The following is a 15,336-nucleotide window of genomic DNA, read 5'->3' on the forward strand; positions in this document are numbered from 1 at the left end:
CGCCCGGCACGGACTCCCGAGGCACGGGCCCGGGACTAGGCGACCAGTCCCAGCAGGCGCGCGTCGTGGATGATGCGGTTGCCGTCCACCTTCAGGCGGCTGGTGAGGAAGGGGGCGATGTCATCCGCCTTCTTGTGCAGGCGCGCGTAGTTGTTGTCGTAGATGCGCGTCACGATGAGCTGCGCGGAGGCGATGATGCGCTGCAGGTTGTGCTGCAGCTCATTGCCCTCCATGAGGAGGTGCAGCTCGCAGATGTACTTGCGGTTGTTCTCCAGCAGCGTGAAGAGGCCCTTGCGCTGCTCGCCGTTGGGCACCCGGGCCTTGGACCCGGTGACGACGACGACGGAGAGCTGCTGCCGGTACGCCTCGTAGGCCTCCCGGAAGCGCTTGTCCACGACGAACAGATCCTGCGGGCTGGGCGGCTGCTCCCAGCGGATGAAGAAGACCTTGTTGATGAGGCCCGTCTTGTAGTTCGGAGGAGCGGAGACGGCGGTAGCGAAAGCGGTCATGGGACCATCACTCCCAGGAAGCGGGCCGGGAAGGCCCTCGGAAAGGTATTCCGAGCGCCTGACGTGCCCGGCTCGATCACGACTTGGTGCGGTCAATCTGGTGATCGAGACTCCGAAGCCCAAGTGCACCCCGCGCCGTCTGCCGTCGAGCGCACGAATCCGGGGGCCACAGTGTCCGGGAGCACACGCATCCGTGGTGTGCTGGAGGGAGGAGGAGTGGCGAAGGCACCGGGAAGGTAGGAGCGCACCGGGTGTGCGGCCATAGTGAGACCATGCGACTCACATCGAGGGCGCTGTGGGAGCGCTTTCACGGAAGGTTGGGAGCCGACGGCATCGGACTGCTGGCCACGCTGTTGCTGCTGGTGACGGTGGGGTTGGGATTCATCGCGCTGTCGGATGACGTGCGGGAGAACGAGACGCAGCACTTCGACGAGCGGGTGCTGCTGTCGCTGAGGCGCGCGGACGATCCGGAGGTGCCGCGAGGCCCGCGGTGGCTGGCCGAGGCGGCGCGGGACGTGACGGCGCTGGGCGGCGTGTCGGTGCTGACGCTGGTGGTGTGCGCGGTGAGCGGCTTCCTGGTGCTGGTGCGGCGCTGGAGGACGCTGGCGCTGGTGCTGGGCTCGACGGTGGGCGGGGCGGCGGTGAATGGAGTCCTCAAGGGCCACTTCGCCCGGCCGAGGCCCACGGTGGTGCCACACCTCACGCACGTGCTGTCGGAGAGCTTCCCGAGTGGGCACGCGATGCTGTCGGCCATCGTCTACCTGACGCTGGGAGCGCTGCTGGCGCAGCTGGTGGAGCGGCGGTGGCTGCGGGCGTACCTGGTGGGGGTGGCGCTGACGCTCACGCTGCTGATTGGCCTGACGCGGGTGTACCTCGGGGTGCACTACCCGACGGACGTGCTGGGCGGGTGGATGGCGGGGCTGGCGTGGGCGCTGCTGACGGCGGTGATGGCCCGTGGGGTCAAGCGGCGCAGCCCTGGGCTGCGCGAGGAGTCCCGGGGCGACACCGCGCCCTCATGAGCCGGAGGGAGGCTCGGGGTCTTCGGGCTCCTGTTTCGCGTCCAGCGTCTTGCGCCACTGCTCGAACCGCTCGAAGAGGGAGAAGGGGTGGAAGGCGAGGTGGTCGATGTTGCGATGGTACGCCGCGAGATAGGGCTCGCCCCCGAGTTGGATGACGGCCTGTGAGGGCCGCTCGGGCAGACTGTAGAACCAGGCCCGGGCCTGCTCCCGGGTGTCGAAGCTGGCCACCGCCGGAGGCGGGCGGCCGTCCTTCATCATGTCCTCGAAGTGGTACTCGATGGAGTGGGTGGAGACCAGCTTGCGGAAGTTGCTATCCCGGTCATACATGACGACGTGGTACTGGTCCGCGATCAGCACGAGGGCCAGGTAGGGCGGTCTGGGGTGGTTCTTCAGCCACGCTTCCGCCTCTTCTCGCGTGGCGAAGGAGGCGACGACCATCCCGGGTCCCTCGGTCCTGAGCTCCTGGCGGTAGTCATCGAACTCATATTGCTGACCCGTTGTAATGATGAATCGAAGCGCCTCGGCTGCGGTGAGAAGCAACTCCTTCTCCTCCGCGGACTCGGTCTTCTCATGAATCAAGCCGAGGAGATTCATTGCCTCGAAGATGGGGCTTTTGGGTCTCATGTGATGCCTCGGTGATGGGGATCCGAGCAGGGCTCGTCAGGATGCCAGGAGCACCGCGGGTGCGAGGACCAAGAGCCCCGCTCCGGCGGAAACCGTGACGAAGGCAACCCCGGCGATGACGACAATGCTGCCCACCAGCAGGCCCTGGTGATGGCGCTTCAACCAGTCGACGGCTTCGTCCACGGCCGAGAACTCCTGGCGCTGACGGCCCTCCACCTCCCGGCAATCATCGTAGGCTTGTCGGCATTGCAAGCGGCACCACTCCTCCTTTCCACCCATCTTCCGTCCTCCGGACTTGATGTGTCCGAAGCCCCGAGGCAGAGGACGGCTCATGCACATCTCAATGCACTGGCGGTTCTCCGCATCACAGTCGCGCTGGTAGGTCTTCGCGACGCGGACGATGCGTCCGTACGTCGATTCACGGGCACTCGTGGGAAACCGGTACCACGAGAGGTCGAACTCCTCGGCATGCCTCCAGTGCTCGGTGACCTGGCCGCCGGGCGACTCCTCGAGGACGAGCACGTAGCGGGTCAGTTCCTCGGCAGTGGGGGCGGCGCCGTAGCGGGTAGCGCTGCACGAGACGAGCAGCACGCAGAGGAGCGAGGCGATGAGTTTTACTGGGGCCATTGAGTGGGGGCAGAGTCCGGAGGACCGTGCCCCGTCGCGGGTAGCACAGAGGATCCCCTGCCTCAACACATGTTCCGCCCTGCTCACGGTGGATCGCCCACCTGCGCCCCGGGTTTCTCCGTGCTTGGTGGTTAGCGGTCCGCCGTCACCTTCATGAGCTGAGAACGGAGCGGCCCCCTGTCGGGTTCAAATCCCGTTGGGGACGCGCAAGCCGGGTCCTCCACCTCGACTTGAGGCCTGCGCGTCGGGCATTACCCTATGCGCCACTCCACTAGCCAGCTGTCGGACTTGAGAAAGGTGTCAAACCTCGTCCGTGGCCCGCCCGTCCGCCCGTGGCCCGTCCGGCGGATGAGGGAGCACGAAGGTCAGGACTGTGATTCGGGATCCTCGGGCTCCTGTTTCTCGTCCAGCGTCTTGCGCCACTGCTCGAACCGCTCGAAGAGGGAGAAGGGGTGGAAGGCGAGGTGGTCGATGTTGCGATGGTACGCCGCGAGATAGGGCTCGCCCCCAAGTTGGATGACGGCCTGTGAGGGCCGCTCGGGCAGACTGTAGAACCAGGCCCGGGCCTGCTCCCGGGTGTCGAAGCTGGCCACCGCCTGAGGAGGGCGGCAGTCCTTCATCATCTCCTCGAAGTGGTACTCGATGGAGTGGGTGGAGGACAGCTTGCGGAAGTTGCTATCCCGGTCATACCTGACGACGTGGTACTGGTCCGCGATCAGCACGAGGGCCATGTAGGGCGGTCTGGGCTGATTCTTCAGCCACGCTTCCGCCTCTTCGCGCGTGGCGAAGGATGCGATGACCATCTCGGGTCCCTCGGTTCTGAGTTCCTGGCGGTAGTCGTCGAATTCATACCGCTGGCCCGTCGTAATGATGAAGTCGAGCGCATCGGCTGCGGTGAGAAGCAACTCCTTCTCCTCCGCGGACTCGGTCTTCTCATGAATCAAACCAAGGAGATTGATGGCTTCGAAGACGGGGCTTTGGGGTTTCATGGGGTGCCTCGGTGATGTGGAGCCGAGCAGGGCTCGTCAGGCTGCCAGGAGCACCGCGGGTGCGAGGACGACGAGCCCCGTTCCGGCGGAAACCGTGACGAAGGCAACTCCGGCGATGACGACAATGCTGCCCACCAGCAGGCCCTGGTGATGGCGCTTCAACCAGTCGACGGCTTCGTCCACAGCCGAGAACTCCTGGCGTTGACGACCCTCCAACTCCCGGCAGTCATCGTAGGCTTGTTGGCATTGCTCGCGGCACCACTTATCCTTTCCACCCATCTTCCGCCCTCCGGACCTGATGTGTCCGAAGCCCCGAGGCAGGGGGCGGCTCATGCACATCTCAATGCACTGGTTGTTCTCCGCATCACAGTCGCGCTGGTAGGTCTTCGCGACGCGCACGATGCGCCCGTACGTCGATTCACGGGCGCTCGTGGGAAACCGGTACCACGAGAGGTCGAATTCCTCGGCGTACCGCCAGTGCTCGGTGACCTGGCCGCCGGGCGACTCCTCGAGGACGAGCACGTAGCGGGTCAGTTCCTCGGCAGTAGGCGCGGCGCCGTGGCGGGTAGTGCTGCACGAGATGAGCAGCACGCAGAGGAACAGGACGATGGGTCTTGCTGGAGTCATTCGGGCGGGGGGCGGAGGACAGTGGACAGTGCCTCGTCGCGGTTAGCACGGTGGATCCTCTGGCTCAACGCATGTTCCGCCCTGCTCGCAGCGGGGCGGCTCGACACGCGGGTTGGAGCGCTCACGCCATGACGGTGCCAGGGCCCTCCGCCTCGGGAGTGGCCGGACCTGGCACCACCTCGCGGCGCTTCCACAGGAAGTACACCGCCGGATAGACGAGCAGCTCCAGCAGGAAGCTCGTGGCCAGTCCGCCCACCATGGGGGCGGCAATCCGCTTCATCACGTCCGCTCCCGTTCCCGTGGACCACATGATGGGCAGCAAACCCAGCATCGCCGCCATCACCGTCATCGCCTTGGGCCGCACGCGCTTCACCGCCCCGTGGATGATGGCCTCCTCCAGATCGCCCACCGTGCGCAGCCGCCCGCGCTGCTTCGCCTCGTCGTGCGACAGATCGAGGAAGAGCAGCATGAAGGCACCGGTCTCGGCGTCCAGGCCCATCAGGGCGATCATCCCCACCCACACCGCGATGGACACGTTGTAGTCGAGCGCCCAGAGCAGCCACACCGCGCCGATGGCCGAGAAGGGCACCGCCAGCATCACGAGCCCCGCTTTGAACGCCGACTTCGTGTTCATGTACAGCAGCCCGAAGATGAGCACGAGCGTGAGCGGGATGACGAGCTTCAACCGCTCCCGGACCCGCAGCATGTTCTCGTACTGCCCGCTCCACGTCATGGAGTAGCCCGTCGGCATCTTCACGCTCGCCGTCACCGCCTCCTTGGCGCGATCCACGAAGCGGCCCACGTCGTACCTGGCGGTGTCGAAGTCCACGTACACGTAGCCGGTGAGCATCCCGTTCTCGTTGCGGATCATCGAGGGCCCATGGGCGAGCACCACGTCCGCGATGGCCTCCATGGGAATCTGCCCCTTGCCGTCCGGCAGCGGCAGCAGCACGCGCTTGAGCGATTGCAGGTCTTCGCGGTAGTCCCGCGCGTAGCGCACGTTGATGCCGTAGCGCTCGCGGCCCTCCACGGTGGTGGACTGGTTGTCGCCTCCCACCGCCGTCATCACCATCATGTTCGCGTCGTCCACGCTCAGGCCGTAGCGGGCGAGCTCGTCCCGCTTGAGGACGAAGTCCAGGAAGTAGCCGCCCGCCACGCGCTCGGCGAACGCGCTGCGCGTGCCCTCCACCTTCGCCACCACCGCCTCCGTCTCGCGGGCGATGCGCTCCACGGTGGCCAGGTCCGCGCCCATGATCTTGATGCCCACCGGCGTGCGGATGCCCGTGGACAGCATGTCCAGCCGTCCCTTGATGGGCATGGTCCACGCGTTGGAGATGCCCGGCAACTGGAGCGCGGCGTTCATCTTCGACTCCAGCTCGGCCTGGGTGATGCGATCCCTCCAGAACGGACGCAGCATCCCCTTCAGCCACTCGGGCGCCCAACCGCTGTACCAGCGTGGCACTTCGCGCCACTGGGACTCGGGGCGCAGCAGCACCGTCGTCTCCATCATGGTGAACGGCGCCGGGTCGGTGGACGTGTTGGCGCGGCCCGCCTTGCCGAAGACGCGCTCCACCTCGGGGAACTGCATGAGCAGCTTGTCCTGCACCTGCAACACGCGCTGCGCCTCGGCCACGGACATGCCGGGCTCCACCGCCGAGGGCATGTAGAGGATGGTGCCCTCGTTGAGCGGCGGCATGAACTCGCTGCCCAGGTGCAGGTACACGGGGATGCTGCTGGCCACCAGCAGCGCGCTCACCGCCAGGGTGGCCTTCGCGTGGCGCAGCACGAAGCGGCAGGGGCCCTCGTAGATTCGATGCATCAGCCGGCTGATGGGGTGCCGCTCCTCCGAGTAGTACCTGCCCACGAGTGCGTGCGTCGCCATCGACGCCAGGAATCTCGGGCGGAAGTGGAAGGGCTCCACGCGGGCGAAGAGCATCCGCATGGCCGGGTCGAGGGTGATGGCCAGCAGCGCGGCGATGGCCATGGCGAGGTTCTTCGAGTACGCCAGCGGGCGGAACAGGCGGCCCTCCTGGTCCACCAGCGTGAAGATGGGCATGAAGGCCACGGCGATGACGAGCAGGCTGAAGAAGACGCCCGGTCCCACCTCCATCAGCGCCTCCAGCCGCACCTGGTGGAAGTCGCCCTTCTTCCCATCCTTCATCCAGTGGTGGATCTTGTTGTACGCGTTCTCCACCTCGACGATGGCGCCGTCCACGAGCACGCCGATGGAGATGGCGATGCCCGCCAGCGACATGAGGTTGGCGTTCAGCCCCATCGCGTACATGGGGATGAAGGCCAGCGCCACCGACACCGGAATGGTGACGATGGGCACGATGGCCGAGGGGATGTGCCACAGGAAGATGAGGATGATGAGGGAGACGATGAGGATCTCCTCCACCAGCTTGAAGGTCACCGTGTCGATGGCCCGCTCGATGAGGTCCGAGCGGTCATAGGTGGTGACGATCTCCACGCCCTCGGGCAGCGAGGGTTTCAGCTCCTCGAGCTTCGCCTTGATGCGCTCGATGACGTTGAGGGCGTTCTCTCCCTGCCGCATCACCACGATGCCGCCCACCACGTCGCCCTCGCCGTCCAGGTCGGCCACGCCGCGGCGCAGCTCGGGGCCCAGTGTCACGGTGGCCACGTCCTTGATGGTGACGGGCGTGCCGCCCTGGGACTTGAGCACGAGCTTCTCGATGTCCTCCACGCTCTTCACGTAGCCCCGGCCACGGACCATGTACTCGCGCCCGGCCACCTCCACGAGCCGTCCCCCCACGTCGTTGTTGCCCTGGCGCACCGCGCGCACCACCGCGTCCAGTGACAGCCCATAGCTCGTCAGGCTGTTGGGATTCACCGTCACCTGGTACTGGCGCACCTGTCCGCCCACGGTGGCGACCTCGGAGACACCCGGCACGCTTTGAAGCTGATAGCGCAGGAACCAGTCCTGGTAGGAGCGCAGCTCGTCCAGCCGGTGTTTGCCGCTCCTGTCCACCAGCGCGTATTGGAACACCCACCCCACGCTGGTGGCGTCCGGGCCCAGCTCCACCTTCACGTCCGATGGCAGTTGGGGCGTTATCTTCGACAGGTACTCGAGCACCCGCGTGCGCGCCCAGTACATGTCCGTGCCGTCCTCGAAGATGACGTACACGTAGCTGAAGCCGAAGTCGCTGAAGCCGCGCACCGCCTTCACCTTCGGGGCGCCCAGCAGCGCGGTGGTGATGGGGTAGGTGACCTGGTCCTCGACGATGTCGGGGCTGCGGTCCCACCGCCCGTAGACGATGACCTGCGTATCGGACAGGTCCGGCAACGCGTCCAGCGGCGTGTTCCGCATGGTCCACCACGCGCCAATGAGCGCCACCACGGTGGCCGCGATGACCAGGTACTTGTTCTCCGCCGAGAAGCGGATGATGGCTCGGATCATGGCCTCAGTGGCCTCCGTGGCCGGAGGGAGTGGGAGGAGTCGCCGCGGGGGGCGAAGCGGGAGGAGGCGCCGTGGCACCGCCCGAGGAGGACGCGGCCAGTGCCGCCAGCGAGGCACGCAGGCGCGATTCGGAGTCGACGAGGAAGTTGGCGCCGGTGACGACCTCATCACCCGCCTTCAGGCCCGACGTCACCTCCACGCTCTTTCCATCCGACTCGCCCAGGCGGACCTCGCGGGGCTGGAAGCGGCCGCCGCCGAGCGCCACGAAGACGACCTGGGTGGTTCCGGTGGGGACGACGGCATCCGCGGGAATCCTCAACCCCTCGCGGGTCGTGCCCCGGAGCACCACCTCGCCGAACATCTCGGGGCGCAGGTCGCCTTCGGGATTGGGGAACTCCAGGCGGACCTTGACGGTGCGCGTGGCCGGGTCGAGCACCGGGTCGAGGAAGGCCACCTTCCCGGCGAAGATGCGGTTCGGAAACGCCTTGAGCTGGAGCGTGGCGGGCATGCCCACCTTCACGTGGCGCAGCTCGTTCTCATACACGTCGGCGAGCACCCACACGCGCGACAGATCGACGATCTCATAGGGCGTGGCGCCCACCTCCAGCCGTGCGCCCTCCACCACGTCCTTCTTCGTGATGACCCCGGAGATGGGCGACACCAGGGTGAGGGAGCGGGTGGCCTCGCCCGTCTCGGCGAGCCGCTCGAGGGTGGCCTGCGGTACGTCCCACAGTTGCAGCTTGCGCCGGGCCGCGGCCACCAGGGCGTCGCCGTCCGCGGACATCCCGCCGGACTGGCCCAGGGCCTGACGGGTGCGCAGGGCCAGCAGGTATTCCTCCTGCGCCGCGAGCAGCTCGGGGCTGTAGACGGAGAAGAGCGGCTCGCCGCGCCGCACCGGCTTGCCGGTGAAGTCCGCGTACACGCGCTCGACGAAGGCGGGCACCTTCAGGGTGACGCGGCGCACGCGGGTCTCGTCCATGGCCACGCGGCCGTTGGTCCGCCATGTTCCCCCCACCTTGCCCTCCGTCACTGGCGCGGTGCGCAGGCCGATGAGCTGCTGGCGCGAGGGGTCGATGGTGACGGGTGCCAGGCCCTCCACCGCGGGGGCACCCGGGTCGCCAGCGGATGCCGACGCGGGCGTCATCGGCACCAGGTCCATGCCGCAGATGGGGCACTTGCCCGGGTGGTCCTGCACGATGCTCGGGTGCATCGGGCACTGGTATTTCGTGGCCGCCGGCTCGGAGGTGGCCGTGGTCGTGGCGGGTGCGTGGGCCTCGTGTGCCGCGTCCCTGTGCGCCAGCAGGTGCACGGCGCCACCGCCGAGGACAGCGCTGCCCAGGGCCGTCACGGCCAGCGCGGCGGCTCCGAAGCGGCGGCGCGAGGGCGGTGGCGAGGGGGGCAGTGGGGGAGTCTCGAGAGACATGGTTTCTCCAGGGCTACATGCCCGACATGGAGGAAGAGGAAGAGGAGGCGGGGGCACCCGGCGAGCCACCCGCTGGAGCGGCGCCACCCGCGGGAGCGGACGGAGTGCTCCCCGTACCGGGCATGCCGCCCGCCGACTGTGCACTGCCGCCCATGGAGGCCACGGGCTCCAGGCTCACCTCGGCCTGGGCGATGGCGAGGCGCTGCGCGTCGGCGAGCGTGCGCAGGTAGTCCTCCTCGTCGCGGATGATGCCGGTGTTGGCTTCCAGCACCGAGGCGAACGAGGCGCGGCCCACGCGGTACTGCGTCAGGGTGCTCTCGGCGGTCGCCGCCGATTGCATCAACAGACCGTCCCGGTAGATGGCCACCGTGTCGCGCAGTGCCTCCAGGGCGATGAGGCGCTCGCGCACCCGCAGGCGCAGCACCTGCTCCAGGGTCTCCACCCCGCGGGCCGAGGCCTCGGCCTGGGCACCGCGCTCGGCCACCACGCGGTCCTGCTTGCTCCCGGAGAAGACGGGCAGGGTGACGCCCACGTTGGCCTGCCACATGGGCGGGAAGGCACCGCCGCGCGGCATCACCCCGGCGCTCACGGTGAAGTCGGGCAGGCGTTCCCGGCGAGCCAGTGCCACCTGCTGACCGGCCTGCGCCACCAGCGTGCGCTGTTGGGCCAGCTCGGGGCTGCGCTCGAGTGCGTCCTTCTCCGCGGCTTCGACGTCGCCGGGCTCGGGCACTCCCATGTCGCGCACGCGCATGGTGGTGGGCAGGGGCGTCTCCAGGGGCCGGCCGCTCAGCCGGTTCAGCGTCTGCACCCGGACGCGCTCCTCGGCGCGCAACGCGAGCTGACGCTGGCGCAGCCGGTTGAGCTCGAGCTGGGCGCGCAGCAGGTCGGACTGGGCTCCCTCGCCGGTCTCGTAGCGGATGCGGGCCACGTCGGCCGATTGCTTCCAGAGCGTCTGGAGCCGCTCCAGCAGCATCAGCCGCTCGCGCGTCAGCAGCAGGTCCAGGTAGCCCCGGCGCACCTCGGCCTCGATGGACAGCCGCACCCTCGCCACCTGCGTCGACGCGGCCCTGGCGCCGAGCTGCGCGACCTCGGTACGCAGCTCGCGCTTGCCGGGGAAGGGCAGGGACTGGGAGACCATGATGCTGAAGTAACTGGTCTCCATCTCGCCAATCATGAAGCCGTTGAAACCGTCATTCTGGATGCCCACCTGCAGCACCGGGTCTGGCAGGGCACTGGCCTGGGGCACGCGCTCCCGGGCGGCCCGGACCGGGGCCTCGGCCTGGGGCAACTCCGGGCGGTTCGCGAGGGCTTCCGTGAGGAGCTGCTCCAGCGTCGGGTCCGTGGGCAGTGCCGGTACGGAGGCCGCCTGCGTGGGAGGCGTACGAGTCTCCGTCTGCGCGAACGCCACCACGGGCGAGCACAGCGCCAGCACGAGGGCGAGCTGCCCGAGCACATGGCGCCGCCCGCCTGGGGTGGGGACTGGCTGGGAGGGAGCGTGAGGGGTTCGCACGAGGAGGGGTTGTGCAGGGGGTGTGCCACGGGCCCATCCTCGTCAGGGCGAGGCGGACAGAGGGGCGCGACGGGTTCCAGGCCCGGAGTCATCGGCGCGACAGCTACCCGGGGCGTCACGGTGTAACCGGGGGAATCACATGGGCCCGGGTGAAACGCCCGCCTGCGCCAGGAGGAGGTCCTGTCAGGGGGGGAGAGGCGCTCCGGCGGCGATGGAGAGCAACTGGTCCGACTGTTGGACCAGTTGGCGCGCCGCGCGGCCGGAAGGCGCCCCGTGCCTTCCCGCGAGAGTGCCCTTGAATGAACCTGCTCCCACTGGCCTAGGCTGGGGCGGGCAGTTGGCATCGGGCTTGCGTAGTACTGGTGGTGGAGGAGCGCTCATCCATGCAGGTCCCCTCGGGCACGGCCCGGCGTCTCAGTCTGGCCCTCGCCGCCCTGGTCTCCCTCTTCGTGGTGTCATCCGTCCTGGTGCTCGTGCACATGCGGGAGATTCATGCCCGCATGGTCGAGATGCAGGCGCGGCAGCACGCGGTCCGCTCGGCGCTCGAGGTGGCCAGCGCCATCCGGGACACCTACGCGCACCAGGCCCACACCCTCATCCTGGGCAATGACAGCCACCTGCACTTCTATGAGACCGCGGCCAGCCGGGTGAGCCGGTTGACGGAGGAGATGAAGGGACAGGCCCTGGGGCCCGAAGAGCGGGCCTGGGTGGAGGACATCGAGCGGGCACAGCGCTCGCTGGACACGCTCTTCCGCGAGGCGCTCCTGCCGGCGGTGCTGGCGGGGCGGCAGGAGGACATGGAGCGCGAGCATGGCCGGGCGCTGGGGCTCGTGTCCCAGATGGAGGAGCGCACGGACCGGCTGGTGAGCCACTTCAACCACTCGGTGGACGCGGCCGAGGCCCGGGTGGCCGAGCTCCAGAGCTCCGCCTTCCAGTGGACCCTGTTCTTCCTGGTGGGCGCGCCGCTGCTGGCCATGGGCGTGGGTGTCTATATCGTCCGCTCCGTGGCGCGGCCCGTGGCCCGGCTGCGCGAGGGCGCGGCGCGGCTGGCGGCGGGAGACATGCACGCGCGCATCGACATCACGACCCCCGACGAGTTCGGCGAGCTGGCCCGCCAGTTCAACGCCATGACGGCGGCGCTGCGCGAGCATCAGGAGCGGCTGGTGCAGAGCGAGAAGCTCGCGGGCATCGGCCGGCTGGCGGCGGGGGTGGCCCATGAAATCAACAACCCGCTCACCGTCATCCTTGGCTATGTGGGGATGATGAAGAAGAAGGCGGAGGGGAATCTGCGCGAGGACCTCCAGGTCATCGAGGACGAGGCGGTGCGGAGCCGCGACATCGTCGAGGATCTGCTCGCGCTCTCGCGACCCCTGCCGGCCGAGCCCGAGCCCGTGGATCTGCGAGCCCTGTGCGAAGAGGTGGTGGAGCGGTTGAGGCAGGGAGGACAACTGGGCGCCGTGACGGTGGACGTGGAAGGCGAGGCGCGGACCGCGGGACACCTGACGAAGCTGCGCCAGGTGGTGCTCAACCTGATGCGCAACGCGGTGGATGCGTGCGGAGAGACGGGGCGGGTGCGGGTGCGGCTGGTGCAGACGGAGAAGGGGGCGGAGGTGCACGTGGAGGACACGGGCCCGGGCCTGAGCGTCACGGCGCGCGAGCGCCTCTTCGAGCCCTTCTTCACCACCAAGCCCAGCGGGACGGGGCTGGGGCTGGCCATCAGTCAGAGCATCGTGCAGGCGCACGGGGGCAACCTGGAGGCCGCCGCGGGAACGGGGCCGGGCGCACATTTCACCGTGTGGTTGCCCGCGACGTCGCAGGGGAGGGCGTGAGGCATGGAGACGCGCGGACGTGTGCTGGTGGTGGACGACAAGGAGAACATCCTCAAGCTCTTCGCCCGGCTGCTGGGCGACAGCTATGAGGTGACGTGCGCGGAGGACGGCGCGCGTGCGCTGGCGTTGGTGGCGGCGCAGGAGTTCGACGTCGTGGTGTCGGACGTCCGCATGCCCGGGGCGGACGGCTTCGAGGTGCTGCGCGCCGTCAAGTCCCGCTCCCCCGATACCGAGGTGGTGATGATGACGGGCTACGCCACGGTGCCGGACGCGGTGGAGGCCATGCGGGCGGGCGCCTTCGACTACCTCCAGAAGCCCTTCCTCCCGGACGCTCCCGTGGAGCTGGTCGCGCGGGCGATGGAGCGCCGGCGGCTGCGCCTCCAGGCCGAGCGCCTGGGGCCGGAAGCTCCGGGCTCGGACTTCGCCTTCGCCGGAGCCGTGGGCCGCAGCGCGGCGATGCAGGAAGCGCATCGGCTGCTCGCGCAGGCGGCGCGCCTGGACATCACGGTGCTGCTGACGGGCGAGACGGGCACGGGCAAGGAGTTGGCGGCGCGGGCGGTGCACCTCAACAGCGCCCGGCGGGAGAAGCCCTTCGTGGCCGTCAACTGTGGGGCCCTGCCGGCGGAGCTCGTGGAGAGCGAGCTGTTCGGCCACGGCAAGGGCGCCTTCACCGGCGCGGCCCAGGCGAAGGCGGGCCTCTTCGAGGAGGCCCATGGCGGAACGCTCTTCCTGGACGAGGTGGGGGAGCTGCCGCTGAACGCGCAGGTGAAGCTGTTGCGCGTGCTGCAGGAGCGGGAGGTCCGGCGCGTGGGCGAGACCCGGCCCGTGCAGGTGGACGTGCGGGTGGTGGCCGCCACGCACAGGGAGCTGCGTGCGGCCGCGGCCCAGGGGCGCTTCCGGGAGGATCTCTTCTACCGGCTCAACGTCTTCCCGGTGCAACTGCCGCCGTTGCGCGAGCGCAAGGAGGACATTCCGCTGCTGGCGGCCCACCTGCTCGACAAGCACTGCAAGGAGATGGGGCGCACGCTGGAGGGGATGACCCCGGAGGCGCTGCGCGCGCTCGTGGGCTACCCGTGGCCGGGCAACGTGCGCGAGCTGGAGAACGCGCTGATGCGCGCGGTGGCGGTGGCCACGGGGCCTTCCGTGACGGAGCGCGACCTGCCGCCCGAGGTGCGCGAGCGTCAGGAAGGCACCCTGCCGGGTGGGGCGGCGAAGCACCTGCCCTACCGGGACGCGCTGGACCTGGCCAGGGACCGCTTCTCGCGCGAGTACCTCACGGCCCTGCTGCGCGACTTCGAGGGCAACGTCACCCGCGCCGCCGAGCACGCCGGCATCGAGCGCGAGAGCCTGCACCGGTTGCTGAAGCGCTACAGCATCCGCTCCGACGACTTCAAGCCGCGGTCGTGACGGGCCGCGGCACGGCGGGCTACTGGATGGTGACGATCCCGCCAATGTGGTCCATGGCGCAGGCGTAGCGCAGCGTGCCCGACTCGCTGGGGGTGAACTCCAGGGTCACCGGCGTGTCCAGGGGCAGGGGCTGGTTGATGCCCAGGTCATCCAGGATGATCTCCTTGGCGCACGTCCTGTCCGTCTTGCGGGTGATGACGAGGCGGACCGTGTGTCCCGCCTTCACCGTCACGTTCGCGGGCTCGAAGCCCTTGGACGTCACCGAGATCTCCACGGTGCGGACGCCGCTCTTGTTGGCCGGGGCGGCGGCGAGGGTGAGGGCGGTCAGGGCTCCCATCAGAAGGGTCTTCATCGGTGGTTTCTCCGGGAGGGGTGAGGATTCGCTCCCAGGCAAAGCACGGCGCGTGCCGGGGTCCGCGCGTGCCTGTTCTCGCGGGGTTGGGGCGTGAGCTCCCCGACGGGAGTGTCCAGGCGGGTTTCCCTGTAACCCGCACGGTCACGGTCGCGAGGGCTCCGACGCCCGGGGCTCGTGCGGCATGGGGCCTGGTTGCATGGGTGCTCCCTCGTGGTAGTCAAACGCCGTGGACGATCTCGACGCCCGCCGCCGTGAGCAGCACAAGCAGCGCCTGTCCTGGATGCCGTGGCTCTACTTCACGCTCAAGCCGCGCCACCGCGCCTGGGCCGAGGCCTGGCAGAAGGAGGTGCAGGACCAGCTGCGCGAGCTGGAGACGGTGGAGATCGCCGAGGGCTGTTTCATCTCCCCGGACGCCCACCTCTTCGCCGAGCCGGGCCGCCCCATCCGCATCATCGGCCCCGGAGTGAGCATCGCCGCCAACGCCTTCGTGCACGGGCCCGTGGTGCTGGAGGCCGGTGTGAGCCTCAACGCGCGCGTCAGCCTGGATGGAGGCGCCTCCGGCATCCACATCGGCGAGGGCAGCCGCATCGCCACCGGCGCCACCCTCTATGCCTTCGACCATGGCCTCGCCCCGGACAGGGCCGTGCGCGAGCAGCCCGTCACCTCCCGCGGCATCGTGCTCGGCAAGGACGTGTGGGTGGGCGCCAACGCGGGCATCACCGACGGGGTGCGCCTGGGTGACCACGCCGTCGTGGGCATGGGCGCCGTCGTCACCCGCGATGTGCCCCCCTGGGCCATCGTCGCGGGCGTCCCCGCACGGGTCATCGGTGATCGCCGCGAGCGCCGCCGCTCCGGCACTCCCAGCGCCTCCTGGTCACCACCGGACGATTCGGAACAATAACCACCGGACTTTTTCCGGTAATTCTGTCAACTCGTGACAGGCCTGTAGCTGGGGGATGACGGCGAATTGACGCGCTTTCATTCGTGAGCCTTATGCTG

Annotated in this window: 13 protein-coding genes; 4 read left to right on the plus strand and 9 right to left on the minus strand. The window is 68.8% G+C overall.

Annotation, left to right across the window (positions count from 1 at the left end; all coding sequences use genetic code 11):
- Window positions 1–35 precede the first annotated feature (35 nt).
- On the minus strand, window positions 36–509 hold the full coding sequence (locus tag Q664_RS24385; protein WP_043400334.1) for a hypothetical protein: 474 nt from the start codon (window positions 507–509) through the stop codon (window positions 36–38).
- Between the two features lie 272 nt (window positions 510–781).
- On the opposite strand from Q664_RS24385, the gene Q664_RS24390 reads away from it, so the two are divergent.
- Complete coding sequence (locus Q664_RS24390) at window positions 782–1,528, plus strand: phosphatase PAP2 family protein (protein ID WP_052518606.1); 747 nt, start codon at window positions 782–784, stop codon at window positions 1,526–1,528.
- Here Q664_RS24390 and Q664_RS24395 read toward each other — a convergent pair.
- The 7 genes from Q664_RS24395 to Q664_RS24425 form a co-directional block, all read right to left on the minus strand.
- Window positions 1,523–2,152, minus strand: coding sequence for a head protein (locus Q664_RS24395; protein WP_200883762.1), 630 nt, complete (start codon window positions 2,150–2,152; stop codon window positions 1,523–1,525). The genes Q664_RS24390 and Q664_RS24395 overlap by 6 nt on opposite strands.
- Window positions 2,153–2,188: 36 nt before the next feature.
- Entirely contained in the window at window positions 2,189–2,779 is a 591-nt protein-coding gene (locus tag Q664_RS61145) for a hypothetical protein (protein ID WP_052518607.1), read from the minus strand.
- A gap of 365 nt (window positions 2,780–3,144) precedes the next feature.
- Window positions 3,145–3,768 carry a hypothetical protein gene (locus tag Q664_RS24405; RefSeq protein ID WP_063934749.1) on the minus strand — a complete coding sequence of 208 codons (624 nt, stop codon included), beginning with the start codon at window positions 3,766–3,768 and terminating at the stop codon, window positions 3,145–3,147.
- Window positions 3,769–3,804: 36 nt separating this feature from the next.
- Window positions 3,805–4,395 carry a hypothetical protein gene (locus tag Q664_RS61150; protein ID WP_052518608.1) on the minus strand — a complete coding sequence of 197 codons (591 nt, stop codon included), beginning with the start codon at window positions 4,393–4,395 and terminating at the stop codon, window positions 3,805–3,807.
- Between the two features lie 121 nt (window positions 4,396–4,516).
- On the minus strand, window positions 4,517–7,813 hold the full coding sequence (locus tag Q664_RS24415; RefSeq protein ID WP_043400339.1) for an efflux RND transporter permease subunit: 3,297 nt from the start codon (window positions 7,811–7,813) through the stop codon (window positions 4,517–4,519).
- Window positions 7,814–7,817: 4 nt separating this feature from the next.
- Entirely contained in the window at window positions 7,818–9,236 is a 1,419-nt protein-coding gene (locus Q664_RS24420; protein ID WP_043400341.1) for an efflux RND transporter periplasmic adaptor subunit, read from the minus strand.
- Between the two features lie 13 nt (window positions 9,237–9,249).
- The gene (locus Q664_RS24425; protein ID WP_235216855.1) at window positions 9,250–10,746 is read right to left on the minus strand and encodes a TolC family protein; all 1,497 of its coding nucleotides are present in this window, start codon (window positions 10,744–10,746) and stop codon (window positions 9,250–9,252) included.
- A 383-nt stretch (window positions 10,747–11,129) separates the two neighbouring features.
- Here Q664_RS24425 and Q664_RS24430 point away from each other — a divergent pair, with 383 nt between their 5' ends.
- Entirely contained in the window at window positions 11,130–12,575 is a 1,446-nt protein-coding gene (locus Q664_RS24430) for a sensor histidine kinase (protein WP_043400346.1), read from the plus strand.
- 3 nt (window positions 12,576–12,578) lie between these two features.
- Entirely contained in the window at window positions 12,579–13,982 is a 1,404-nt protein-coding gene (locus Q664_RS24435) for a sigma-54-dependent transcriptional regulator (protein WP_043400349.1), read from the plus strand.
- Window positions 13,983–14,001: 19 nt separating this feature from the next.
- Here the strand turns inward: Q664_RS24435 and Q664_RS24440 are convergent, their stop codons facing one another.
- Window positions 14,002–14,334, minus strand: a complete 333-nt coding sequence (locus Q664_RS24440; RefSeq protein WP_043400352.1) for a cupredoxin domain-containing protein — start codon at window positions 14,332–14,334, stop codon at window positions 14,002–14,004.
- Between the two features lie 283 nt (window positions 14,335–14,617).
- Between Q664_RS24440 and Q664_RS24445 the strand changes: the two genes are divergently transcribed.
- Window positions 14,618–15,238, plus strand: a complete 621-nt coding sequence (locus Q664_RS24445) for an acyltransferase (RefSeq protein WP_052518617.1) — start codon at window positions 14,618–14,620, stop codon at window positions 15,236–15,238.
- Window positions 15,239–15,336: the final 98 nt, after the last annotated feature.

Source organism: Archangium violaceum Cb vi76, assembly GCF_000733295.1.
In the GTDB taxonomy this organism is placed as follows: domain Bacteria; phylum Myxococcota; class Myxococcia; order Myxococcales; family Myxococcaceae; genus Archangium; species Archangium violaceum.